Origin of the sequence: Stenotrophomonas sp. CFBP8994 (genome assembly GCF_034044835.1) — a bacterium.
GTDB lineage: Bacteria > Pseudomonadota > Gammaproteobacteria > Xanthomonadales > Xanthomonadaceae > Stenotrophomonas > Stenotrophomonas rhizophila_A.
The window spans coordinates 468,602-492,645 of sequence record NZ_JAXCWT010000001.1 but is presented as its reverse complement, the minus strand read 5'-3'; the positions used below and the strand labels follow the sequence as shown (position 1 = coordinate 492,645).

At 62.2% G+C, this 24,044-nt stretch carries 29 protein-coding genes and 1 tRNA gene; 22 read left to right on the top strand and 8 right to left on the bottom strand.

Annotated features, from left to right (window positions below; all coding sequences use genetic code 11):
- Positions 1 to 36 precede the first annotated feature (36 nt).
- From SOM39_RS02405 to SOM39_RS02390, 4 genes are all read left to right on the top strand, one after another.
- Positions 37 to 113: transfer RNA gene (locus SOM39_RS02405), tRNA-Pro, on the top strand.
- A gap of 379 nt (positions 114 to 492) precedes the next feature.
- On the top strand, positions 493 to 1,116 hold the full coding sequence (locus SOM39_RS02400) for a hypothetical protein (protein ID WP_320457375.1): 624 nt from the start codon (positions 493 to 495) through the stop codon (positions 1,114 to 1,116).
- 166 nt (positions 1,117 to 1,282) lie between these two features.
- Positions 1,283 to 2,494: a hypothetical protein gene (locus SOM39_RS02395; RefSeq protein ID WP_320457374.1), complete on the top strand. Its 1,212-nt coding sequence runs from the start codon at positions 1,283 to 1,285 to the stop codon at positions 2,492 to 2,494.
- 186 nt (positions 2,495 to 2,680) lie between these two features.
- Positions 2,681 to 3,802, top strand: a complete 1,122-nt coding sequence (locus SOM39_RS02390) for a hypothetical protein (RefSeq protein ID WP_320457373.1) — start codon at positions 2,681 to 2,683, stop codon at positions 3,800 to 3,802.
- Positions 3,803 to 3,950: 148 nt separating this feature from the next.
- On the opposite strand, the gene SOM39_RS02385 is transcribed toward SOM39_RS02390, so the two are convergent.
- The 6 genes from SOM39_RS02385 to SOM39_RS02360 form a co-directional block, all read right to left on the bottom strand.
- A complete protein-coding gene (locus SOM39_RS02385; protein WP_320457372.1) occupies positions 3,951 to 5,048 on the bottom strand; it encodes a tyrosine-type recombinase/integrase in 1,098 nt (365 codons plus the stop codon).
- Positions 5,049 to 5,667: 619 nt separating this feature from the next.
- Complete coding sequence (locus SOM39_RS02380; RefSeq protein ID WP_320457371.1) at positions 5,668 to 6,177, bottom strand: hypothetical protein; 510 nt, start codon at positions 6,175 to 6,177, stop codon at positions 5,668 to 5,670.
- A 2-nt stretch (positions 6,178 to 6,179) separates the two neighbouring features.
- On the bottom strand, positions 6,180 to 6,479 hold the full coding sequence (locus SOM39_RS02375; RefSeq protein ID WP_320457370.1) for a hypothetical protein: 300 nt from the start codon (positions 6,477 to 6,479) through the stop codon (positions 6,180 to 6,182).
- Entirely contained in the window at positions 6,476 to 6,748 is a 273-nt protein-coding gene (locus SOM39_RS02370) for a hypothetical protein (protein ID WP_320457369.1), read from the bottom strand. The genes SOM39_RS02375 and SOM39_RS02370 overlap by 4 nt, the downstream gene beginning before the upstream one ends.
- 13 nt (positions 6,749 to 6,761) lie before the next feature.
- Entirely contained in the window at positions 6,762 to 7,058 is a 297-nt protein-coding gene (locus tag SOM39_RS02365; protein WP_320457368.1) for a hypothetical protein, read from the bottom strand.
- Between the two features lie 146 nt (positions 7,059 to 7,204).
- A complete protein-coding gene (locus tag SOM39_RS02360) occupies positions 7,205 to 7,408 on the bottom strand; it encodes a hypothetical protein (protein ID WP_320457367.1) in 204 nt (67 codons plus the stop codon).
- A 469-nt stretch (positions 7,409 to 7,877) separates the two neighbouring features.
- Here SOM39_RS02360 and SOM39_RS02355 point away from each other — a divergent pair, with 469 nt between their 5' ends.
- Positions 7,878 to 8,387: a hypothetical protein gene (locus SOM39_RS02355; protein WP_320457366.1), complete on the top strand. Its 510-nt coding sequence runs from the start codon at positions 7,878 to 7,880 to the stop codon at positions 8,385 to 8,387.
- A gap of 14 nt (positions 8,388 to 8,401) precedes the next feature.
- On the opposite strand, the gene SOM39_RS02350 is transcribed toward SOM39_RS02355, so the two are convergent.
- Entirely contained in the window at positions 8,402 to 8,770 is a 369-nt protein-coding gene (locus SOM39_RS02350; protein WP_320457365.1) for a hypothetical protein, read from the bottom strand.
- A 22-nt stretch (positions 8,771 to 8,792) separates the two neighbouring features.
- Complete coding sequence (locus SOM39_RS02345; RefSeq protein WP_320457364.1) at positions 8,793 to 9,227, bottom strand: helix-turn-helix domain-containing protein; 435 nt, start codon at positions 9,225 to 9,227, stop codon at positions 8,793 to 8,795.
- A gap of 72 nt (positions 9,228 to 9,299) precedes the next feature.
- Here SOM39_RS02345 and SOM39_RS02340 point away from each other — a divergent pair, with 72 nt between their 5' ends.
- From SOM39_RS02340 to SOM39_RS02260, 17 genes are all read left to right on the top strand, one after another.
- Positions 9,300 to 9,500 (top strand): helix-turn-helix domain-containing protein, encoded by a 201-nt coding sequence (locus tag SOM39_RS02340; protein ID WP_320457363.1) that lies wholly within the window; start codon positions 9,300 to 9,302, stop codon positions 9,498 to 9,500.
- Between the two features lie 433 nt (positions 9,501 to 9,933).
- Complete coding sequence (locus SOM39_RS02335; RefSeq protein WP_320457362.1) at positions 9,934 to 10,404, top strand: hypothetical protein; 471 nt, start codon at positions 9,934 to 9,936, stop codon at positions 10,402 to 10,404.
- Positions 10,397 to 10,636 carry a hypothetical protein gene (locus SOM39_RS02330; RefSeq protein ID WP_320457361.1) on the top strand — a complete coding sequence of 80 codons (240 nt, stop codon included), beginning with the start codon at positions 10,397 to 10,399 and terminating at the stop codon, positions 10,634 to 10,636. The genes SOM39_RS02335 and SOM39_RS02330 overlap by 8 nt, the downstream gene beginning before the upstream one ends.
- 181 nt (positions 10,637 to 10,817) lie before the next feature.
- On the top strand, positions 10,818 to 13,229 hold the full coding sequence (locus tag SOM39_RS02325; RefSeq protein ID WP_320457360.1) for a DUF5906 domain-containing protein: 2,412 nt from the start codon (positions 10,818 to 10,820) through the stop codon (positions 13,227 to 13,229).
- 342 nt (positions 13,230 to 13,571) lie between these two features.
- On the top strand, positions 13,572 to 14,186 hold the full coding sequence (locus SOM39_RS02320) for a hypothetical protein (protein WP_320457359.1): 615 nt from the start codon (positions 13,572 to 13,574) through the stop codon (positions 14,184 to 14,186).
- Complete coding sequence (locus SOM39_RS02315; RefSeq protein WP_320457358.1) at positions 14,183 to 16,117, top strand: phage terminase large subunit family protein; 1,935 nt, start codon at positions 14,183 to 14,185, stop codon at positions 16,115 to 16,117. Before SOM39_RS02320 ends, SOM39_RS02315 begins: the two co-directional genes overlap by 4 nt.
- Complete coding sequence (locus tag SOM39_RS02310) at positions 16,117 to 16,449, top strand: hypothetical protein (RefSeq protein ID WP_320457357.1); 333 nt, start codon at positions 16,117 to 16,119, stop codon at positions 16,447 to 16,449. The genes SOM39_RS02315 and SOM39_RS02310 overlap by 1 nt, the downstream gene beginning before the upstream one ends.
- A 92-nt stretch (positions 16,450 to 16,541) precedes the next feature.
- On the top strand, positions 16,542 to 16,757 hold the full coding sequence (locus tag SOM39_RS02305) for a primosomal replication protein PriB/PriC domain protein (protein ID WP_320457356.1): 216 nt from the start codon (positions 16,542 to 16,544) through the stop codon (positions 16,755 to 16,757).
- On the top strand, positions 16,757 to 18,289 hold the full coding sequence (locus SOM39_RS02300; protein WP_320457355.1) for a phage portal protein: 1,533 nt from the start codon (positions 16,757 to 16,759) through the stop codon (positions 18,287 to 18,289). The genes SOM39_RS02305 and SOM39_RS02300 overlap by 1 nt, the downstream gene beginning before the upstream one ends.
- On the top strand, positions 18,286 to 20,529 hold the full coding sequence (locus SOM39_RS02295; protein WP_320457354.1) for a ClpP-like prohead protease/major capsid protein fusion protein: 2,244 nt from the start codon (positions 18,286 to 18,288) through the stop codon (positions 20,527 to 20,529). The genes SOM39_RS02300 and SOM39_RS02295 overlap by 4 nt, the downstream gene beginning before the upstream one ends.
- A 72-nt stretch (positions 20,530 to 20,601) precedes the next feature.
- Positions 20,602 to 20,967, top strand: a complete 366-nt coding sequence (locus tag SOM39_RS02290; RefSeq protein WP_320457353.1) for a DUF2190 family protein — start codon at positions 20,602 to 20,604, stop codon at positions 20,965 to 20,967.
- 78 nt (positions 20,968 to 21,045) lie between these two features.
- A complete protein-coding gene (locus SOM39_RS02285) occupies positions 21,046 to 21,477 on the top strand; it encodes a structural protein P5 (RefSeq protein WP_320457352.1) in 432 nt (143 codons plus the stop codon).
- Between the two features lie 53 nt (positions 21,478 to 21,530).
- Complete coding sequence (locus tag SOM39_RS02280; protein WP_320457351.1) at positions 21,531 to 21,815, top strand: hypothetical protein; 285 nt, start codon at positions 21,531 to 21,533, stop codon at positions 21,813 to 21,815.
- Entirely contained in the window at positions 21,812 to 22,300 is a 489-nt protein-coding gene (locus SOM39_RS02275; RefSeq protein WP_320457350.1) for a lysis system i-spanin subunit Rz, read from the top strand. The genes SOM39_RS02280 and SOM39_RS02275 overlap by 4 nt, the downstream gene beginning before the upstream one ends.
- 88 nt (positions 22,301 to 22,388) lie before the next feature.
- Positions 22,389 to 22,730, top strand: a complete 342-nt coding sequence (locus SOM39_RS02270) for a hypothetical protein (protein ID WP_320457349.1) — start codon at positions 22,389 to 22,391, stop codon at positions 22,728 to 22,730.
- Positions 22,717 to 23,187 carry a hypothetical protein gene (locus SOM39_RS02265; protein WP_320457348.1) on the top strand — a complete coding sequence of 157 codons (471 nt, stop codon included), beginning with the start codon at positions 22,717 to 22,719 and terminating at the stop codon, positions 23,185 to 23,187. The genes SOM39_RS02270 and SOM39_RS02265 overlap by 14 nt, the downstream gene beginning before the upstream one ends.
- 28 nt (positions 23,188 to 23,215) lie before the next feature.
- Positions 23,216 to 24,019: a hypothetical protein gene (locus SOM39_RS02260; RefSeq protein WP_320457347.1), complete on the top strand. Its 804-nt coding sequence runs from the start codon at positions 23,216 to 23,218 to the stop codon at positions 24,017 to 24,019.
- The last annotated feature ends 25 nt before the right edge of the window (positions 24,020 to 24,044 follow it).

The following is a 24,044-nucleotide window of genomic DNA, read 5'->3' as shown; positions in this document are numbered from 1 at the left end:
CGGCCCGCTGAGAGGCGGGGACAACACCAGCAACATCGGGGCGTAGCGCAGCCTGGTAGCGCATCTGCCTGGGGGGCAGAGGGTCGTCGGTTCAAATCCGGCCGTCCCGACCAAAACTGGTTAAACATCAAGGGCTTGCGCCATACGGTGCAGGCCCTTTTTGTTGCATCACCCTATTCCCACCCTATAGACGTGGCTGCTTCGACACTTGCAGAGTGATAAGGTTGTGAAGGCCGCGATGATGCGTGTCTGGCCGATCAAGAGGGCAATGCCTCGAGCGCCGAGCGTCGGCAGTGCAACTTGCTACAACTCAAGGGATATGCGGTGGATAGAGCCAACTGGCGCGAGCTCAACGTCCGGCGTCCTAGCATGTCGTTCATGGCCAGCAAGCTAGATGCACGGAGTGAATGTTCGCTCGCAACAAACGTCTAACGATTCGTAGAAACGGAATCCGCTTGGCGACTCAGTCCTATACAGGAGTTTGGAGAGAAGATGAGCATGGTTCCCACTGAATGTCGCATGCCCTCGCTCTATCCCGAACTCGGGAGGTTGCAGCCGCAACTCATCCTCCTGGCTTTTTTCGTTGGCAACGGCACGCTCAGTCAGAACGCCGCGTTGATCCGTAGAAACCTCGTCCGGCTAATCGATAAGGCTGTGTATGAGTATTCTTTGGCCAGACAGACGGTGCTTGATCAGATCGCGGAGTCTCAACGCAGCTACGAGCAAATGCTTGGCGGAAGAGTCATTCATATGTTCGGATTTACTGATCATATGGAAAACTGTCTAAACGCTACCCGTCGAGCGCTGGACTTGCTGCAGCACTTGCGGGCCGATTTAAGTGCTCCTGCTCAAGACAGAATTAGGCGTCGGCTGATTGAATCTCATGCCGGATCATTAATTGAAGTGCGAAATATGTTTGAACACGTCGGTGATGCAATAAATAACAACGAGTTTGGTGAAGGTGAGATGGTTATCCTGAGCTACGGCGATGATCAGAGGGGTGTCTGCATCGGAAGTAATTCTCTGTCATTTGACTCTATTGCGACAATTCTTCGTGGGATTCACGAAGAGGCAAGGCGACTTCTGGAGGAGCCGCATCCGACGGATACCCCCTGACGATGCCCTCTAGTGACCCTACGCAGCACTTGGGGCCCGGCGATAACTAGTGTTTCAGTCAGTGTTCGAATCAGTGCAGCATCCTAGAAGAGACGACTCAAGACGGAACCGGTCACTCTATTTGGCTGCATACTCTTGGTGCATAACACACATAAGGCGATGTGCAATGTCACGCTGGACTGATCAATATGCTACCCACCCCTTCCACAGTACCTGGCAATCATTTGTTAGTACGGTAACTAGCGTTTCAGTTCCTGACGGTGCGCCTCTGGCCGATGCAGAGGAACTTGCCCGACTCGTGAAGGTCGTCGCTCAGCTGGACTCCACGTTGGCAGCAGTCGACCCGGAAATGGGCAACATCGACGCGCTTGGCAGCATGCATGCATCCACGCAAACGGCCTTAGGCGAGGTGCAGGCATTCCTCAGTAATGGCAACATAGGTCATCTTAGCAACGCCAACGGGCAGGTCGACGCCCTTGCTAGCCAAGTGCAGCGGTACGCCTCTACACTGCCTGCTATTGGTTCGCCGGCGGTCGTCGCAGCAGCAGCATCGCTTGGCAAGTACGTGGCTGACTGGCATCGCAACGCTTCTGCTCAGCTTGAAAAGCTGGGGGAGATGGTCGGGCAGGTCGACGCCCGTACGAGGGAGTCGAACCTCGCTGTAGATAAACTGGTTGAGCGTATGACCGCGCTCGAAGGGCAGCTCCAAAGCCAGATGTCGACCTTCACACAAACCTTCACCCAGGCCGAGGCGTCACGCGCAGAACGCTACGACAAATGGCAGGAAACACAGCATGCCAAAGTCGATGATGCATTCTCCGAGTTCGCAAAGAAGTATGCAGCAGGCCTCGTAGTCCTGGCCGACTATGAAGGACAGGCAGGGAAAGTGCTGGGGTCTGTCGTCAACACCTCGCAGGCAGGTGCCTACGCTACCTATGCGAATGAAGAGAAGGCTAGCGCCAATACCTACCGGCGGATGGCGATCGGTCTGATGGTTCTGGCAGCTATGGTCTTGTTCTTGCCTGAACTCTGGCACGTTGGCCGCGTGGTTAGCGGCTACAGCGTTGACTGGCAAAAGGCGATATACCGCTTACCCTTCTCTCTAGTCCTGTTTGCGCCAGCAGTCTATCTGGCCAAGGAATCTAGCAGGCACCGCAACAACGAGGTGCTCAACCGCCGTCGGCAGCATATCCTGACAACCATCGAGCCGTACCTTGCGTTGCTCGAACCGAAGAAGGCTGAGGAGGTCAAGACTGAGGTGGCCAGAAGTCTGTTCTCCGATGCCATGGGCGCGCCGGCGGTAAAAGACGAGGATGCCAGTAACATGCTTGCACAACTGTCGAACCTTGTGACCACAATTCTCAAGCAGAAACGGTGATCAGATTGTGTAACAAGGAGTCGTTCCATTTCGTGTCCATACTTCTCCGCTACCAGCCGATAGCGCCGCGTGGTGGGCCGATGTCCGATTGTGACAATTAGCGGGCACCGAAGGCGGTTGGTAGTTGTTTCAAAGAGCATGAGCGATTTATACCCGACTTCGACTAACGCACCAGGTCTTTCTCAAATGAATAAGATGCCTCCGGTTTCCTTTGACTACATCACCACCCAGCAATATCGGCAACTGCTCGAAAGAGACTTGGCGGAAATGCATGCCTGCTTGAGAGCGGACGCCTGGAAGGCTTCCATGGTTCTTGCGGGCAGCCTAATTGAGGCAGTCCTCGTTGAGCATCTTGAGTGGCTCTCTCCTTCGGGCGAAGAGAAGCGCATCCGAAAGCTAGTGCTGGGCGACGTGATCACCGAATGTGCGAGTAAGGGCGAAATCACAGAAACTACTGCGAAGTTGTGCAGCGCAGTGAAGGACTACCGTAACCTCATCCACCCGGGGAAGGTTGTTCGCGACAGTGTAGCCGCCCCTGACCAAAACAACGCGATCATCGTAACGGCGCTCGTTGGGCGAATCGTGGGAGAAGTTGCTTCCGCTAGGCGCAAGCACGGCGGACTCACAGCTGAGCAGTTGCTGAGCAAGCTGGAGAAGGATAATGGGGCCATTGCCATCTTTCCACATCTCCTCAAAGACATAACTCACAAGGAGAAGCATCGCCTGGTGACTGAAGTGTTGCCAGTCGCTTACGCAAAGAGCAAGCTATTCGTAGATAACGACGACTTCTTCGACGCGAGTTTTCCCCCGCGAATTTGCACTGCCTACCGTTTGACGACAAAGGAGTCGCCCGAGCTTTCTAGCGAAGCTGCGAAACAGTTTCATTCACTCATCATAAGTGGCGACGCCCTGGAGATCGCCCAACATCGCGAGGCATTCTTTAACCCAGAGGATTTAGCGCACCTTACAGATGCGATGCGCGCAGTGGTGATCGATCACCTTATTGGAATTATGGTCGACCAGCGCAGCAATATTCGCTATCAGGAGTTTACGGGAATTACGCCCTTCCTAACTAGTTCAAGTTTATTTAGGTTCCTCTACCCAATCATTCACGACTTGCGGGTGAGCGACAGGATGGAACGTGCCAAAGATTTCCTTTCCTTTGAACTGCCGCGATTGCCGGCTGAGTTGAAGCCTGAGGTAAAGGAATTTCTAATTGAGCAAAAAGGCAGTCCCCAGTTCAGGCGCAGCGCCAATAGCATCGCGTATTTGGACGAGCTCATAGAGTGGATTGACTTCCCATTCTGAGGCCCACCGCATTTCTTTGCATGCCAGAATCCTTTCGCAGCCTGTTTAGCAATTGTTCTCGACGAACGAGAGCCCTAACCATCAGCACCTACCACCTCTCTCACAGCGGTGCGTGGTGAAACGTCCGGCAACGTTGTCGACGTAGCTCCTATCGCAGCAAAGTGTTGCCTGGTTGGACGTCCTGCCATGGGGTGTCGTGTCCTTCGAGGTAGTGTTCAGTCATGCTGGCTGAGGAGTGCCCCATCAGACCCTGCACTTGCTCAATCTTCCACCCATTTTCGCTGAGAAGTGCTCCGCCGAGGCTGCGAATCTCATGAAAGCTCGGTGGGTATTTGCCCGTAACCCCAGCTGCCTCACGCGCATCTTGGAACGCCCTGGTGAGCTGTTCTGGCATCACCTGAGTATGGTGGTTTCGGGCAGAAGCCCGCATGTTTGAGGGGCGTGCCTTCTCAGGGAGTCGGTGAATGATGTACGGGGAGAGCACGCTGCCTCGCGCCTGCCCTAGCAGGCCGGCGAGCTGTTCGCCTATTCGAATCTTCAGCTTCACCAAGCTGCTGCCCTCTGTTTTCTGTGGGATGACCCAAAGTGCCCCATCACGCACGTCGGTGAACTTTAGCGACACAACGTCGTCGCGGCGGAGTAGCGTGACTAGGGAAATGTCCATCGCAAGGCGGAGCCAAGGATCAGCCTTCTCCCAGATTGCGGCATACATTTCTTTGGTGAGGCGAGCACGCTTGCGATCATGTTGGAACCTGCGGGTCGCCAGCACCGGGTTGGTGTCGATCCATCCCTCCTGGACGGCGCATGCCATGATCCAGCCAAGAACAAGCCGGAACTGCTGACGTGCACGGTCAGACTGGGTGACCGCGCGAATGAACTCGGCGCAGTCCTTAACCGCAACGTCCTCCACTGGCTTGGGCCCAAGGCCTGCCTCGATGCGACGAATCACGCTCTCATACACCTCGGCAGTCTTGGGAGCCCAGCCACGGTTTGGTATATCGTCCCGACGAAACACCGCAATCGCGTCCGCGACCGTTTCGCGGGACCCGACGACTCGGTCGATTAGGTCGTTGCCGGGCATGAGCATAGCATTGAGCTTCTTGGCTGCAGCAAACGCCTTGGCCTTGTCGCGGCCCATGAAGGTCTCGCGTCGGGTGACGGGATGTCGGTACTTGAAGCCGTCCCGGTTTGGGTACAAGTTGTCGGGCCAGCCTTGGCGACTGGAGCTTCGCTTCCTTGGTGTCATTTGCCTATCCTGCTTCAAGCACGCGCGCCACAAGGTCGTCCCCGTCAGCCAGCCACGCGTGGACGTCAATGAACCAACTGCCGCCGACCTTCTTCCCTGGCACTTTCCCGTCCCGCAGCCACCGGTGTAGTTGGGGAATACTCGGACGGCTGCTGTCGTCGAAGTAGGCATCTAGCCACCTCTGCGGGGTCATCAGGTGCATGCGGTGCTCCCCGGCCCTGGGGGTCGAGCGAGGTTACTAGTCGGGCGAGTGCCGCCTAAGGCCATCCTGAATCGCTTCAGCAAAAACGGGTTGTGAGCGGCCATCATCGGGGCAAAACTGGCACTGGGGAGTAGTCGAGGTGGCAAATGGCTGTTGGAAGTGCGCCTGAGTCGTTTCACAGCGTTACGCTGTCCGTTGACGGACAGACCTATACCGCAAACATATGGCGGGGCAGTGCCCATCTTTGGCGATTGCTCTCCGTAGAGGTCCATGGCATGGCCCAAGTGGCTGCCGGAAAGCAGGACTTCGCATCCTGCCGATCCAGCCTTGAATCGGCTGAGCAGATAGCAAAAGATTTGCTGGCCGGTGCCAGAAGAAACGGTGCCGCGTAGCTCGACGGCGTCCGCATGTACCAGCTCAGTCATGCGTCGCCCCCCATGGACTCTGGGTGAACGCAGCGGGTTCCGCTGCCCTGTTTTGGATGGTGCGGAGTGAAGGAAGAGGGCGAGTCGGTGTGGTGCCGAGCACCTCGATCTCGCCGCCCTGGGCGCGGAATCGAGCGATGCCAGCTGCCAGTTCCTGCCTCTCAGCTTCTTTGTGCTGGATGGTGGTGGCGTGGTAGCTGATCGACCGCCGAGGCTTCATCACCTTCTCGATTGCTTCGCGCGTCGGCGGATTGGCGGGGTATGGGGTCAGCATCAAGCGGCGCATGTCGTCGGTGAGCACCCACATGCGATTGCCTTTGGAGATGAAGTTTCGGGCCATGCAGGCGTCCATCGCCGAGTTCAAGAGGCTGGTGACCTTCCTCGGTGTGGTGTCGAACTGGGCAAGTTCTGCCAATGCTTCGCTGGTTGCGCCAGCGGGGCGGTCGAGCAGGAATCGGAGCAGCTGCGTGCGGCGCAGCAGGTTGTCGGCGTTTCGGGACATCGTTATGCCTCTGCTTTGGACGGGCGCGCGGTGCGTACGCGCACGCCGTTGCGGTCCAGCCAGCGGGTGGCGGATCTCAGTGATGAGTGGGAGAGCTTGAATTTGTGAGCACCGACGACCAGGTGCTGAACTCCTGCCGTGACGTTCAAAGTAGCCGCGGCTGAGACTTCAGTGGGTGTGTCGCTGAAAGGGCTGGCGTACAGCCCGGCCCACAGCCAGCCGGCACACACCATCACTACCAACGTCGCGCCCTGGTTACCCGTGGCGAATGCGCGCTCGACAGGCAGGCGTACAGCGCTCATGCGAGACCTGCCTTGGCAACAGACTCGGCCACCAGCGCATCTGCTGCGGCCCGGCCGCGCGGGGTGAGCGTGGCGCACGCCGGGCAACTAGGATTGTCGAAGTCGAGCAGGGCGCGCTCGTACAGCCAGTTCATAACGCGTCGGGTGAAGATGTTTGCGGGTTGCTTCGGGGAGCAGAAGCCGCCTCGCGTGCGCTTCAGGGTGTCGTCGGTCGCGCCGCGAGCGACGATCAGTGCTGCGCGCTCCAGGCGTTTGAGTGGTGCGGCCATGGTGTGCTCCTGGTCAGGCGGCTTGCTTGGGGAGCCCGGCGAGAACTTCAGCGCGGGCGCGGGTAAGGTGCGATATCGGAATCAAGAGCTGGTCCAGGGTCGGGTCGGTCCAGCGCAGCTCGGTAATCGCGAGGGACGGGCTCGGAACGGTTGCCTTCTGGCACATGTGGCATTCGATATGGATCAGCGCCGGGCAGGGGTGCCCGAGGCGATGGCCCGTGGGTGCGCCCATCGTGGTGACGATCTGCGGCCGGTTTCCGTAGCAGCAGAGCGGGATATCGGCGGGACATGGGCGGGAACTCTGTTGCATGGGTCACCTCTGAGCGGCGGACGGGGCGGCGGGCGTGGCGGGCGACCCAGCAGCGGCATGAGCGGCTGCTATCTCCATGACACGGAGCGGCACTACGACCACCGCGACAGCCCCAAGCAGTGCCCAGGCGAAGCGGAGACGGGCACTCATGCGTCAGCCCTCGGATGCGCCTTCGCGGACAGCTCGAACGCTTCCCGCGAGTAGTCACTCGCCAGGCTTTCGCAGCAGAAGGCAGCGCCGTGCAGGCGCTTGGCGCGGCAATCGGTGGCGCTGGCGAGGTTCAACTCGCACAGGTGCGCAAGGCGCTGGGTGCGCTGCAGCTCGGCTGGTTCTACACGTAGGCGGCTCATGCCCGCACCTCTGCTGCCATGTTCCTGGACTCAACCTCGGTACGGCGGCTGGCAACACCCATGCGCCGGGAGCGGCGCAACTGGTTGCGGCTGTGCTCCCCCGCGCTGCGGGCGCGCAGGACGTTGGCGCGCGTGTGGTCGCGGGCCGCCAGCGCAAGCAGGCAGAGGACTGCGAGCAGCGGCAGCGGCGGGGTTGCGGCGTCAGAAGTGGGTCGGCGTCTCATGGCGCTCTCCGGGGAAGGAGGACGCCGGCGGGCCTGATGCCTTGGGAGTGGCTCCGGCGATCGGCTGGGGAGTGCCGCATCGCCGGCTGGCCCGCCGGTCGTCCGCCGGCACGTGCCGGCAAGGCGAACATTAAGCGCGCTTAGCGCTAGGTGTCAAGCGTACTTAGCAAATTGGCAAAAGGGGGTGATGCAGGCCCTTGGTATCATTGGCCAACTGCAGGAGGCAGGGTCTACGAGGGAGAGGTATGAAGGTCTGGATTGCGGGGCTGCTTGGATTGACGGTGGTGGCGGTAGGTGCCGCGATATGGCTGCGACCCGGTACCGCCGATGTCGCCGAAGCGGTGCCATCTGAGGCATGGCGGCCCGCCAAGCAGGTGACGCTGTCGACGCCAGAGGGTGGGACGCGGACCATGCATCTGCAGCAGGATCCCCGGGATCTTCGCAATGCCACAATGCAGCGCATCACGGAATTCGACCTGCGCTGGAATGACGCGGTACAGCTGGCGGACAGCACGCCGCGCATTGCGCTGGCCGGCCCGGCCAACTCCCTGCAACAGCTTGCACGGGAAAGCCGCACGGTAGAGCTATCCGATTGCTTCGCGCAGGGCAGGGGTTTCTGGACGGCAGGCTTGGAGGCGCAGGCCAGGGCGACCTTGGCATTCATGGTGCAAGCGCCATCGGGACCAAGCGCAGAGTTGAAAGCCGCTCAGGTCAACCTGGGCAGCTGGGCAAAGGTGGTTGACGCCTGTCGCTGACAGGCGTGCGCGCATCACATCGCGGGCGGGGCGTCTGGTGCGCCGAGGCCCTGCTGAACGCAGTCTTCAAGATCCTTCATCCGATCCAGCAGTTGCCGTAGATCGTCGTCCGCCAGGGACGATAGGAATAGGGAATTGCGCTGATCCAGAACACGCTGGATCTCACTGGTCCACCCGTACCAGCCGGCGATTCGCGTGATCTCGCGGGCCGCGACGCCTCTCCAATCTGATTCCAGTGGGGCGGGTGCCTGGTAGCTTTCAAAGTTCTGAAAGCGCCGCCATGCCTCGGTCTCTGCTTTGACCTCTTTGCGTGGCTCGACGGCGACTGGCGTTGCTTCGCTAAGCAGCTGGCGCAGTCGCGAAACCTTCTCCCGAGACGACATCCTGTTCCCCCATGTACCGCACTTACGCTGCGGAAGCTTGGACGAAGCGCAGCACCTTCGCCCGTGGCATATCCTCTTGAAGCAGTTCGTACGCCAACAAGGTCACCTGGGCGCGCTTCTGAGGTGGAAGCTGCAACCCCCTTTCGTCGAGGGCCTCAGCCACCAGCTGGAACGCGACTATGAAGGTGTCGTGTGTCAGAGGTTGAGACGGCATTTGCAATGCAGCACCAGCGGCGGATGAGCGCTCGCCCAGCAGTAGCTCGCGCGCGTCCATCTGGACGGCATCTGCAATCTTGAAGAGCTGCACGGCCTTGACGTGGTCTGCCACGACGTTGTCATTGAGCCAGTTGCTGATGGTGGCTGTCGTTGTGTCAGCGGCACGCGCCAGGTCCGCCGAGCGGAGCTGGGCGGCTTGCATTGCGCTTTGGAGGCGCTGACCGAGGGTTGTCGTGGGCATAAGCCAGCTTAACAATTGGGGCGATAAGAGGGCTTGACTCAACGTTAAGAGCGCTTAATACTGTCGCTCGCCATGACCCGTACCCCTACCAAGCATGAAGTGAGGACCGCGCTCGGTTTCGAGAACGACGCGGATTTGGCTGAGCTGTTCGGGATTTCGCGCGCCGCTGTCGCTCAGTGGTCGAAGGACAAGCCCATCCCGGAGCTGCGTTGGCTGCAACTGCAGCTGCTCCGCCCGGAGATCCAGATAGGGAGCGGGCATGACCGGCCGTGACGTAATCGCCCTGCATGCAGACCTGGGCAACGGTGAGGTCGGCGAGTTGGTAGACCCCGGGTTGATCGTCAGCCGGCATCCCGACGGCCTCGCTCTGGACGCCGACCGGTGGTCGGCCCTGGGGCACTCCCGACAAGCCGCAGGCCGACCGCTTCATTGGTGGGAGGTTCCCACGCATGGGTAGCTGTGTGGCTCACCGGCCGGAACAGGACGGCGATCACGCTGCCGATTCCCTCCTGCGCGGAGTAGGCCCGGAGGGCGCAGAAGCGCATGCGGCTGTGGAATCCAACGAGTTCGCTCATGGGATGAATCGTGATCTACCACGGCATCCCACGAGAACGATGAAACGCTACACGATTCAGGGGGTCACGCTATGACGTGCGCTCGATCAGACATCTACTGGCGGGATGCTGCTTACAACGCGGTGTCCCGCATGCCCGGGAGCGTCAACGCGGCGGCGGCCTACTTGACCAAGCGGCGTGGCGTCAGCATCAAGGGTGAGTCCCTGCGCAAGAAGCTGCGAGGCCTGGAAGGGGAATCGCTCTCCATGGAGATGATGGAGATGCTGACTGATTGGATGGTCGAGCAGGCTGCGGGTACTCCCGTAGCAACAGATTGGATCCTCTCGCTCGCCGCGCAGTTCAACCTTGCCATCGACCACGTGCCAGCCGCGCCAGACGGTGGGTGGCCCAATGAGATCGATGCCATCAAGGACAAGCTGCTGCACGTCTCAAAGTTCTGCGGGCAGCTGTCCGCCGTTGCGTTGGATGTTCTGCAGGACAACCGGGTCACGCTGGAAGAGGCGGATCGAATGCTCGATGCACTGCAGGCTGTTCGCACCATGTGCCACCGGATGGAGCGGAACCTGCGGCGCGCAGTTGCGAAGGGAAGGCAGCGTGATTGAGATGGCCATCTTCCGTGCGCCCCAGGCACGACCGGGCAACGGCAGGCGCATCGTCAGTACTGCTGCAGGTGCAGAGATCGAACGTATCGAGCGGTTGTTGTCCGGCGAGGAGACAGGCCCGGTGGGTGACGACGCCATTGCCGAACGTGATCGCGCCTGGGCTCAGCAGAATGCAGCGGAGCAGAGGCAATGCACCTTGCGGCTGGAGGTCTCTGATGACGGCCAGCACTGATCGTGCCCCTTCCCCCCGGGGAACACAGGGAAGGCGGCTCGCGCGATTCAGTTCGGTCGCCCCCTTGAATCTGATTGGCGAACCTGAACGAGCGCCAGTGCTTGGGTCCTCCCCGGATCAGCCTGTCGCGGGTAACCAAACGCGCACTGCTCGTGTAGATAGCGGCTCTGGAACTTACTGAATGTCTGCGAATTACGATGATGTGCATGGCCAGCTGACCGATGCGGGCCTGATCCTCGACACCTTGGATGTCAGTGGGCGCATGGTCCGCTGCAAGGTAGAGGGCTCTCGCGAGCGCCGAGGCTGGTATGTCCTGCACGAACTCAACACCAGCAGCGGTGACACGCTGATCGTCGGCACGTTCGGCGTCTGGCACGGCAATGACAACGGAGCGCAGAAGATCGAACTGCGCAAGCGGGATAGCGCGTTCAGCCAGGAGCAGCGCGAAGCGCTCAAGCGCCGACTGGCCGACGACCGCCGGCGAGCCGAGGCGGCCCGGTTGGAACAGAACCGGCGTGCTGCCGCTCGCGCGACCTCGGCTTGGACCAAGGCGCTGGCTGATGGCGAGGCGGAATACCTGGTCGACAAGGCCGTCCAGGCATTTGGCTTGCGCTACGGCCGCAGTGGCGTCGCCCTAGTTCCGCTACTGGATCCGAATGGCGCGGTACACGGCCTGCAGGTGTTGCGCAGCGCAAAGCAGGCCAAGGCCGCGAACAAGCCGGCCAAGGAATTCTGGCCGGCGGGCCTTGCCAAGAAGGGCCACTTCCACCTGATCGGCGGCACGCCGCAGTGGATCCTATTGGTCGCAGAAGGCTATGCGACCGCGGCTACCCTGCACATGGCCACCGGCTATCCGGTTGCGGTTGCCTTCGACGCGGGCAACCTGATGCCAGTGGCAGCAGTTCTTGCCAAGCGTTACCGCAGCGCCAAGGTGCTTGTCTGCGGCGATGACGACGTCCTGCAGAAGTGCCGTAAGTGCAAGTCGCGCCTGGTGCTGGCTGACAACCCCGAGCTCTGTCCCACATGCGGCGAGCCGCACGAGTCCTCAAATGCCGGGTTGCTCGGCGCAGAAGCGGCCGCGCTCGACGTGGGCGGAGCAGTCCTGCTACCGGCCTTCGCCGATGAGCGCGGCCGGCGGGAGCGTTTCATCGACACCGGCCGCAAGGTCAGTGACTTCAACGACCTGCACGTGCTCGAAGGCCTGCACGTCGTGCGCAGTCAGGTCGAAGCCCGCATCACGGAGCTTTCGTGGCGACCCCGGACCGAAAATCGCAGCGCGTCCAGCACCACCAGCGGGGGCGCGGGGCAGGTGCCGCTCAAGCCCATCGACTCCCTCGATGAGCTGCTGGAGCGCTTCGCCCTGGTGTATGGGCAGGGCGGCACGGTGTTCGATCACAAAGAACACATGCTGATGGCCTTGGGTGACATGGGCCACGCCTGTGTTCGGCGCGAGCTGCACCGGGCCTGGATGGAACACCCCGGTAGATCCATCGTGCGCGTGCGCGAGGTCGACTTCGATCCCTCGGGGACGAAGGAGGGCGTTACCTGCAACCTGTTTGCCGGCTGGCCCACCATACCTAAGGCCGGCGAGTGCTCGAAGCTGCTTCACCTGCTCTGGCACATGTGCGGCAACGAGGCCAACCAGAAGGCCCTCTACGACTGGGTGCTCAAGTGGTTGGCGTACCCGCTGCAGCACCCCGGCGCAAAGATGAAGAGCACCATCGTCATCCATGGCCCCCAAGGCACCGGCAAGAACATGTTCTTCGATGAGTACATGAAGCTGTTCGGGGACTACGGCCGCGTGCTCGATCAGGCCGCACTGGAGGACAAGTTCAACGACTGGGCCAGCCGCAAGCTGTTCCTGCTGGCCGACGAAGTGGTGGCCCGCACTGAGGTCTACCACCTCAAGAACAAGCTCAAGGCGCTCATCACCGGCGACCGGATCCGCATCAATCCCAAGAACATCCAGGCCTATGAGGAAGACAACCACGCCAACCTGGTGTTCCTGTCCAACGAGGCGATGCCGGTCGTGCTGGAAGAAGACGACCGCCGGCATGCGGTGATCTGGACACCGGACAAGCTGACTCAGGAGTTTTATGACGACGCTATGGAGGAAATTCGCAACGGGGGAACTGCCGCCTTGCACGACTACCTGCTTCGCCTGGACCTGGGCAACTTCAGCAACGGCACCAACCCCCCGATGACCGATGCCAAGCGCGAGCTGATCGGCTTGAGCCAGGACAGCCCGCAGCGGTTTCTGGATGAGCTCTATGGCAACGACATCCCCGGGGTCAAGCCAAGGCCGGCCCTGTCAAAGGAGTGGTACGAGCTCTACAAGGTCTGGTGCGGCAAGGAAGGCGTGCGGCCTGCGCCGAACCCCAAGTTCGTCAACGCACTGGTGCGCAAGCGGCAAATCGTCCACCCCGACCGGGCGCGCAAGCGCTACACGGTCGGGCAGACCACCCTAGGCCCACATGGGTTCCTGATGCTGGGCACTACCGCGCCGCAGGATGACCGTAGTGAGCAGACCTTCCTGGGCGAAGAGCTGGTTGCGTTCCGCAGCGCATTCAACGATTACCGGGGGCGTGCATGACTCGCTCGACCATAGACGTGCGGGACGTGCGGGCAGGTGTGCGGGAGTCTGTGCGGGCATTTGGCGTAGTGGCAGTAGGGCTGTGCGGGATGTGCGGGACTGCCCTTACACACCTGCGCGGGTGCGCGCGTGCCGGTACGTCAGTTTCGACAGATAGCGGTGTTCCTACCCGCGCGTATAGGTGCCCGCACATCCCGCACGTCCCGCACAACGCATGCGCCGCAGCCGTTTCGCAGGTTCGCGATCCCGCACGCCACACCGCACGTCCCGCACCAATGCTCGCGCGCGCGTTTTCTTCTGACACTGCTCTTTTGAAAAAAATGAATGAAGGGGAGGGTGGACATGGCTTCTGAGGACGTGACAGTCACAGGCAAGGATCTGGCGCTGCTGATCGGCTGTCGGCCGTCCTACATCGTGGAACTGAAGAAGAAGGGCCGCCTGGTCTGCGCAGAAGGCGGCAAGGGCTACCTGCGCGACGCCTCCCTGGCGCTATACGGCCAGACTCAGGATCCCGCCTACAGCGCTGTTGCCGCGCGTCACGCTCAAACGCGGGGCGCATCTCTTGCGGGTGCGGGGGAAGGGGAAGGCCCCGAAATTGATCCCGACGACCTGGACCCAGAGGCGGAGCAGGAAAACGCCGCGCCAGCGACCCCGGACGCGAAGCGAAAGGCCAAAGCTCTGGCGGACAAGGCCGAGATCGACGCCAAGGCCGCAGCTCGTGACTACGAAGTCAGCATGGGCAAGCTGCTCGACGCCGGGCAGGTCGAACACGTGCTGGCCGAAGCGGCCACCGCGATCCGGGTTGAGCTGGAGCGCATGGCAGACGCCTTGGCACCGCAGCTGGCGGCAACTGCCGACGAGGCCCGCTGCCGGGAGCTGATCTGGAACGAGGTCAGTCACGCACTGGAAGAAATGAGCCGGGGCTTCCGTACCGCCTCGACGGCGGTGGTTGAATGACCGCTCTGGCTCGCCTGCATTCCGTCCTGGCGCGCTCGCTGCAACCCCGTCGTCCGCTGACCGTCTCCCAATGGAATGACGAGCACATGCGACTTTCCAGTAAGGGCAGCAGCAAGCCCGGCCGCTGGGTCACCAGTCGCAATCCGCCGTTGCGCGAGCCGATGGACAACATGTCCGCGCGCAGCCCCGTCCACGACCAGGCTTGCATGTTCCCCATCCAGTTCGGCAAGAGCCAGATCGCCACCAACTCCATCGCGTACTGGATGGACTATGCGCCGGCCCCGATCATGTACGCGCTGCCGGGCGAAGCGTCCATGAACAAGTGGGTGAACCAGAAGCTCAACCCGATGATCGAAGTGTGCAAGGCCGTGCGCCGGGCGCTAAGCAGTACCGCCAGCCGCGACAGCTCCAATCAGCGCACCTTCAAGGACTTTGCAGGTGGCCAGCTCTACGTGGAACACATGGGTAGTCCCCAGCGCTTGAAGTCGACGACGGTCAAGAACCTGGTGGTGGATGAGATCGATGAAGCTCCGCAGGTGCTGCTCACTGGCGATGACCCGGTCAAGATGCTGGATGGCCGCACCTCGTCCTTCCCCACCACCTACAAGCGGCTGTACATCAGTACGCCGGGTATCTCGGGTTTGAGCCGCATAGCCAAGCTCTATGAGAAATCGGACCAGCGTCGTTACCACGTCCCGTGCCCTCATTGCGGACACTTCCAGCACCTGCAGTGGAGCGGACTGCATTGGTCACCCGACGCCAAGCATGCCTGGTATGCCTGCAACGACTGCGGCGCCTGTATCGAAGAGCACCACAAGGCGGACATGATCGCAGCCGGCCGCTGGGTGCCGGCCAACCCGGATTCGCTCGTCCGCGGTTACCACATCAACTGCCTGTACTACCAGTTCGGGCTAGGGCCGCGCTGGGTTGACCTGGTGCGCGAATGGCTGGATGCGCAGAACGATCCTGCCTCGCTGAAGACCTTCGTAAACGACCGTCTGGCTGAGACGTGGGAAGATCCGAAGATGCGCGCGGTCAAGCACAACGTGATCGCAGATCGCGTGGAACCGTACCGGCTTCGCTGTGCGCCGCGTGGGGTGCTGGCCATCACCGTGGGTGTGGATACCCAGGACAACCGGCTTGCGGTCCACGTGGTTGGGTGGGGGCGGGGGATGACCGCTTGGACCCTCGACTACGTCGAACTTGCCGGTGACCCGGCAGAGGAGGAGGTGTGGGTGGCGCTGACGGACCTGCTCAATCGTCCCATAGAGCGGGAGGACGGCGTACAGCTGCGAGCCTCCGCCACCGCCATCGACGCGGGTGGCCACCGCACCGAGGCGGTGAAGAACTACGTACGGCAGCGCAAGATCACCCGCGTCATGTGCATCTTTGGCGCGGTGCCGAACAACGCGCCCATTCTGTCCAAGGGAAAGCTTGCCGACGTGACCTGGAAAGAACGCACGGATAAGCGAGGAATCACCATCCACCATGTCGGAACTGTGGCGGCCAAGCACTACCTCTACAGTCGGCTGGCAGCCGACGCCGAGCGGCAGGCGGAGGCGCGACTGGTGCGTTTCAGCGACGAGCTGTCCCCGGAGTTCTTCCCCGGGCTCGTCTCGGAGGTCTACAACCCTGTCAAAAATAGATTCGAGAAGCGCGTGACCCGCAACGAGCCATTGGACACGTGGGTGTATGCCTACGCCGCAGCCCACCACGCGGAGGTGCGCCTGCATCGTTTCACCAAGTCTGACTGGGATGCCCTGGAGGGAAGGCTGGCCGGATCGGGCGGAGCGCCAGCACCGGATTCCCGTGAAACATCGGCGGGTGGGGAAGCGGCCGTCGGCGTCCACGTGGGAGTGGCTGCGGGCCAAGTTGCGCCGACGGGCCGAGCGCGTAGCTCGGGTTTTGCCCGCGACGGCTGGGGACTGTGATGGCAAAGCGAAGAGCGACGACCGAACAACTTCGGGAACGAATTCTGGCGGCGATGCTGGCGGACATCGGGATAAGCGAACGGATGGCGCAACCCTTCGTGGATTCGGTGATGCACTGCTTCGCGGGTGAACAGCCCTACTTTCCGGCGGTTGCCAAGACATATGCGGTCGAGGAAATCCGTGCCGCGCTCAAGAATGGGATTCCCGTGAAACAAGTGATGCGGCAGTTCGATGTTTCCCGTTCCAAGCTTCATGAATTGTTCCCCGGCGGTCTGCCAAAGCGTGAGGAAAGCGAGGTGTCCACGCTTTCAATGAAAGTGGCGACAAATTAGTTTTTCGCCCCTTCCAAATCAGTGACTTGCGAGCAGTGATGTCCACGAGTTTATTGAGTTCGTGGACACCTAAGTCCCTAGCCTATGTAGTCATGAAGACTGCTCAGGAAATGCTGGATCTGTACATCGCCGCCGAACAGGCTGTCCTGCTTGGACAGTCAGTTCGCTTCGGAGAGCGTCAGCTGACCAGGGCAGACCTTGCGGAGATCCGCAACGGACGTAAGGAATGGCAAGCTTTCGTGGATCGCGCGGCAAGCGGCGGCCGTCGCGCTCGTTGGGCGAACGCTGATTTTGGCGGTGTCACCTGATGTCCTCCGCGCTCACCGCCAAGACACGTCTGGTCGCAGCACTCGGCACTGATCGTGCCATCGCCACAGCGCGGGCCCAGCTCGCTCCGGTGTTGGCGCGCGCCCATGAGGTCACTCGTCCCTCGCGCAATCGCAAGCTCGCTCGTGACTGGGGCAGTGGCAATGCCATCGCGGGAATGGACGCACGTCAGCTTCGTGCCCAGGCACGCCACCTCGAACGCGATCTGGACCTGGCAGACAATGCCCTCAACGTGTTGGTGCAAAACACGGTCGGGTCTGGGATCGATGTGCTTTCCGCTCCACGCATGCCGGGCCAGCCAATCGACCGCGCTCTGGCGCTGCAACTGGACGACCTGTGGGACGCATGGTGGGACGCGCCGGAAGTGACCGGTTCCCACGACTACGGTATGTGCCAGCAGTTACTGGCTCGCAGCTGGTTCCGGGACGGCGACGCGTTCTACCAGGACCTGATTGGGCCCGTGTCGTATCTGCAGCACGGATCGGTCGTGCCCTACAGCTTTGAGATGCTCGAAGCGGACTTGGTGCCGCATGATTTCAACGATCCGGCGCGCAACATCAGCCAGGGCGTTGAATGCAATGCGTGGGGAAGGCCGGTGGCCTACCACGTATTTAAGCGCCACCCGGGTGACCCGATGGGATCGCGCACCGAGACCAAACGTGTTTCGGCCGATTTCATGCACCGTATCGCGTTGGTGAAGCGGTTGCACCAGCTGCGTGGATTGAGCGTCTTCGCCAGTTCCATGTCGCGCTTCGAGGATGTCAAGGATTACGAGGAGTCCGAGCGCATCGCTGCGAAGGTTGCAGCGTCGATGACGTTCCAAATCAAGAAGGGCTCGGGCGAGCAATATGGCAATGATCTGGGCGGCAATGTGCTGATCCAGGACGACGTGCCAATCCGTGAGCTGCGCTTGGCGCCGGGGGCGATCTTCGATGATCTGCTGCCGGGCGAATCCATCGAAAGTCTGGGCACTGACCGGCCCAATCCAAACGCGGCCACGTGGCGCAAGGAACAGCTGCGAGCGGCTGCAGGTGGTATTGGGGTGAGCTATTCCAGCCTGTCGCTGGACTACAACGGCACCTACTCGGCGCAGCGCCAGGAGCTGGTAGAGAAGTGGGGCAGCTACCTGATGCTCGCCGAGCGCTTTATCGCGCTCTGTGTCCGGCCCCAGCGCATGCGCTTTGTCGAAGCCTGCGTCCTTTCCGGTCGCGTGAAGATGCCGCGAGGCTGGACCCTGCGCGACTTGGCCGCATCGACCTACGTGCGTCCCGTCATGCCCTGGATCGATCCGCTGAAAGAGGCTTACGCGCGTGGCGAGGCTGAAGATCGCGGCTGGGTATCGCCGCAGCAAAACACCCTGCAGTACGGCAACAACCCGGCCGAGGTCCTGCGCCAACGCCAGGACTGGCAGCAACAGAACAAAGACCTGATGCCGCCGGCATCCAACACCAGCGCTGAAGCCCGTGCCCGCGTGGTGGGCTCGCTGCAGCACGATCTCTCCAGGAGCGAATGACCATGCGTGCATGCCTGTTGGCCGCCGCCATCCAAATCACCATCCGGGCCGACGCTGGCCATGAGCCCGAGCTGGGTCCCGCGCTGTATCAGATTCGCGCCGAGGCCGACACGGCCGAAGTCATGATCTACGGCGCAATCGGCGGATCTCTCTTCGAAGAATCGGTCTCAGCCAGCGACCTGGTCGATCAGATCGGACAGATCACTGCCTCCACGATTCATGTGCGCCTGAACAGCGTGGGCGGCATCGTTGCTGATGGACTGGCCATCCACAACGCACTCAAGTCCCACACCGCGCGCAAGATCATCACCGTGGAAGGACAGGCGGCGTCCATCGCTTCGCTGATCCTGCAGGCCGGCGATGAGCGGCAGGTCTACGCCAGCTCGCTGGTGATGGTGCACGCCCCGCGCACGGTGGCTGCCGGTAGCGCAACTGCCTTCCGCCAGAACGCGGATGCCCTGGACGCTCATGCGGCGGCGATGTTGGAAGCGTACGCGGCCCGCTCGGGTCGCCGCGAGGACATGGAGCGCCTGCTTACCGACGACGTGGACCACTGGTACTCCGGCCCGCAGGCCGTGGAGGCCGGCTTGGCCGACACCGTCGTGGGCGCCGAGCCGGGCGCCAGCGCTCGCTGGCAGGGGGCATCGGCCGTGGCCATCAGCGGCTACCTGCAGTCCATCGACGGCGCGGCCTCTCCGGTCACCGCCCAGCTTCGCCGCCACATCACGGCGTGCCTGTCCCCACAAGTTTTCGCCTCTCTCCCTGAGGTCAGCCAGTCGGCCGTCATCGGCCATATCGAGGATCCCACCATGAACCAGCAGTACCGTCACATCCTCGCCAATGCCGGCCGCACCAGTGCGACTCCGGCAGGCGCAACCGCCACCCCCGCCTCGGTCGCCGCGCCCGTAGCCGCACCGCCGGTGACGGCCGCGGCCGATCCGGTCCAGGCCGCGATGGTGGCACTGCGCGAGCGCAATTCGCAGATCCAAGCGATGGCCACTCCGCATATGGGCAACGCCCAGGTAAGCGAGTACGTGAACAGCGTGATCGCGCAGGCTGACTCCAATGTCACCGCCGATGCGGTGGGCCGCCACATCCTGGCGCTGCTGGCCACCAACGCGGGTCCGCTCAACGGTGGGGCCAACTTCACCGCTGGCACCGACCAGCGTGACCTGACCCGCTCGGCGATGGCCAATGCAATCCAGGCCCGTGCCGGTCTGGTGCAGCCGACCGACGGCAATCCCTATCGCGGAATGACCATGGGTGAGATCGCTCGCGCGTGTGTCCAGGCTACTGGCACCAGCGTAGCCGGCATGGATCGGATGCAGATTGTGGGTCTTGCCTTCACCCACAGCACCTCCGATTTCCCTTCGCTGCTGGGCGACGCCTCGCGCCGGGCCGTGCTGCAGGGGTATCAGGAAGCGGAGGAGAACTTCGACCAGTTCACCCGCGCCGTCAACGTGCCGGACTTCAAGCCCACCAACCTGGTCGGACTGGGCGCCTTCTCGGATCTGGACATCGTGCCGGAAGGTGGCGAGTACAAGCACGGCACCTTCAGCGAACAGTCGCAGGCGATGAAGATCGTCACCTACGGCAAGCTCTTCACCATCACCCGTCAGGCCATCATCAACGATGACCTGGGCATCTTCAGCGACGTGCCGCGCAAGATGGGCCAGGCTGCTCGACGCACGCTTGCAAAGGCGGTTTTCGAGCTGATCAACGGCAATCCGATTCTGGCCGATGGCAAGCCGCTGTTCCACGCCGATCACGGCAACCTCCTGCCGGCGGCGTTAATCAGTACCTCCAGCGTTGGCGGCATGCAGGCCCGGATGCGCCGTCAGAAGGACAAGGACGGCAACCTGATCCAGGTGCCGATGAAGGGGCTGCTGACCCCCGTTGCGCTGGGCGAACGCGCCCGCGCCGTACGCACTGCGGAGTTCGCTGTGGGGAGCGGCGGCGAGCGTGACCCGAACACCGTGCGTAACACCTTCGAAGTGTGGGACCACGGCCGGCTTGATGAAAAGAGCGCAGAGGCCTGGTACGGCGTGGCCAACCCCGCATTCGTGGACGGAATCGTGGTGGGTTACCTGGACGGTAACCAGTCCCCGTATCTCGAACAGGAACAGGGCTTCACCGTCGACGGTGTTGCCTGGAAGGTTCGCCTCGATGCTGCGCCGGCTATTGCCGACTACCGCGGCATCTACAAGAACCCGGGCAAGCCTGAACCCGCCGAAGCCTGATCCGAACCTCGGTCAGGCGCGGCCATCGCGCCGCGCCTGATTGCCATTCATATCGAAAGTGAGGACTGAACCATGAAGAACGCACATCAGGACGGCCGTGTGCTGGATGTGACCCTGACCAGCGACGCCAAGAGCGGTGAGCTGGTGGTCGAGGGCAAGTTGGTCGGTGCTGCCGTCACGGACGGCAAGGTCGGCGAGATCATCGCTGTCCATGTGGAAGGCGTGTTCGAGCTGCCCAAGCTGGCTGCAGCGGTCTTCGCCGTGGGCGCGCCTGTCAACTGGGACGGCACTGCCAAGCACGCCATCGCGGCGGCGGCGGGTGCAGACCAGGTCGGTGACATCGGCTTTGCCGTGTACGCGGCGGCCGCAGGCGCAGCGACGGTGTACGTGCGCCTGACGCCGGGCACTGCTGCGGCTGGCGAGGCCGGCGGCGCGTAAAAGCTTGGCCGGTATCGCCCACATGCGCCGGGATGGCGTGGGCGATATCGGCATTTCACCACGGGCAAGGGGAACCTCATGAACACCACCACCACGCCGCGCGGCGTTCGCAACAACAATCCGGGCAACATCGACCGCACCAGCGTGGCCTGGCAGGGCGAAGACCGTTCCGCGACCGCCGTGGCCCGCGAGCGTCGCTTCTGTGTGTTCACCACGCCGGAGGCCGGCTTTCGCGCCCTTGCCAAGACCCTGCTGACTTACCAGCGGAAGCATGGGCTGCGGACGGTAAAGGAGATTATCAACCGCTGGGCCCCGCCGGTGGAAAACAACACGGCCGCCTACGTCCACCGAGTGGCGGACGAAGTCGGCGTCGGAGGGACCGAGATCATTTCGTTGAACCGGCCCGTGACGCTGTTTCGCCTTGTGCGGGCCATTGCCCGGCACGAGAACGGCCGCCTGTACTGGGACGACGCTGTGATCGAGCGCGGCGTCACCGAGGCCTTGCAGTAATGGCCGGGCCGGACATCGGCGACGGGGCGCCTTGGTGGCTAGCTGGGAGCGTGGTGGCTTTCTGGCTGCTGCGGGAAACTTGGGGCGCGGTGCTGTCTCGCAAGAAGGAACGCACCGAGACCGATGCCAACATCAGCTTGATCGACGGCCTTGCCAGGCGCATCGAAACGCTGGAGAACCGCCTGTCTACTCAGGACGTGCGGCTCCAGCAAGAGGTGGATCTGCGCCTTCGCGCTCAAGAAGAAGCCAGCGCGCTGCGGACCCGGATCCGGCAGCTGGAGTCGGTCCTGCGCCAGCTGGGCGCCGTCATACCCGAAACCGATGGGGTGTCGGCATGATCCGCGCCCTGGCCATTGTCTTGGCCATCCTTCTCGGCGTCATCGTCTGGCAGCGAGGAAGCGTCTGGAAGTCCGACGCCGCAGCGGCGGCCGCCATCGCTGCCCGAGACGACGCAAACACCAAGTTGTCCGCAGCCAAGGCCGAGATTGGCGAGCTGGGCAGCGCCATTGCAATCGAGCGCGGCAACGTCAGAGCAGCAAATGCATTGGCTGCGCGCTATGAACAGGAGAAGAAGCATGCGCAGGATGAGTCTGATCGCCTTGTCGATGATCTGCGTGCTGGCCAGCGTCAGTTGCACCAGCGCTGGCAAGCGGCCCTCCACACCGCTGAACTGTCCCAGGCCGTCTCCGCCGCCAGCCAACCTGATGGTGGCGCCGACGACCGGTTCCAAAGTGCGGGCCGAATTATTGGCGCCGCCGACCAGTGCGACGCCCAGGTAAGGGCGCTGCAGGCCTATGCCATTCAGTGTGGAGGTGAGCCGTGATCCTCATGCTGCATCTGATCGCGTTGGCCACATCGGCCGCTGGGCTGTACCTGGCGCGGGAAAACCGGCGTGTAGACGGTGGACGCCGATGAATCAGCGTGAGTTCCTCTCCCGGCTGGATGCCGACCTGCATGCCAGCTTCGCCACCGCTGGCATGGCCGATCACGCCTTCTACACCGCCCCGGGCGGCTCCTCAGCGCTGCCATGCCAGGTCTACGTCACTCGCGATGTGGAGACTGTCGGGGATCTCCGCCAGTTCAAGGCGCTCAGCGTTGAGGTCGACTATGTGCTCGGCAGCCTGGCGCTGGTCGGGCTGCAGCCGGCGCAGAAAGGCCGTCTGCTGGTCGATGGCGACTTGTATGAGAACGCCACCGAGCTCTCCAACGACGGCTCTTTAAGCCGTTGGAAGGTGCGCCGTGTCCAGCCCTGATAACCAAGCTCCAGCCAGCTGGCAGCTGGTCGAGTTCCTCGCAGCCCGCGTGCGCTTGATCACCAAGGCTTCGGGCTATCGCACCGACATCGGGAATGGCTTGGTGGTGGTCGACGACTCGGATGTACCGGCTGAGTTCGAAGGCCCGTCCACCGTCATCGAGGTGGACCGAATCAGCGCCACTTCGTCGGGGCGCTCCCAGGCTTCCTCGGATGTCGGGGTCGTGATCGAGTTCAGCGTACCGCGCGGAGGTGACCAGGAGAACCCACGCCAACTAGTCCACTGCGCCCGGGCGGACCTGCGCAGGGCGCTGGTCTTCGACCTCCGTGATCTGCCCAAGGGGGTCACTTCTTTTGAAGTGACCGAAGCAAACCTGGCCACCGTCGGCGACGACGCGGGCCATTCCAGTGTTGTCGCTCAGATCACCGCACGGGCCGGTCTGACCGAAGTTTTCTAGCCCGTGTCCATTTCCCAGGAGAATCCCCATGGCCACACAGCCCAAGGTCCGCAAGTTCGCAGGTGATCTTCGGTTCTATGAGATTGGCAGCGGTGCCAATCGCATCCCGCTGATCCCCGACCCCGACGATAAGTTCGGTAACAAGCCGCTCGAACAGAGCTCGCTGACGTTTGGCTATGAGGCCGGCGACACGACCGAAGTGAAGAGCAAGCGCCGCGATGATCGCTACGGCCAGATCATCCACCGCGACGCCAACCCGGGCACGACCAACGTGACGGTGGGCGCGTTGGAAGTTCCGGTCGGCTTCCTGGCGCGCATGCTCTACGGCAGTGCGGTGACCAGCACGGTGGCCGAAGGCCAGGTGACCGATCAGGCGGTCACCGTCCATAGCAAGGATGCGCCTGTCGAGCTGGGCCACCGCTTCGTGCTGGCCTCGCCGGCACTGGTGGTCAAGAAGGCAAGCACGACCTTGGAGGTCGGAACCGACTACACCATCGACAACCGGCAGGGCCTGCTGATCCCCACGGCAGGCGGCGCGATCCAGCACGGGGATGTGCTCACCCTGGACTATAGCTACGACGGTTACCGGGAAACGGCCATCAATGGCGGTGCGGTGCCGAATAAGTCCTTCATGATCCTGGGCGATGTCCAGGACCGCATCGGTGGTGATGAAGGCCTGCTGCGGATTCCGCAGGTCGATCTTACCGTGGACGGTGACGTGGACTGGTTCAGCGACGAGCCGATCCAGCTTACCCTGACCGGGCCGGTCGTGTTCCGCTCGGAAGAGACCGCCCTGTACACCTTCAAGGTGTACGAGCAGCAGGCCGGCTGATGGCCCTCCAGGCCTCCTGCCGTCT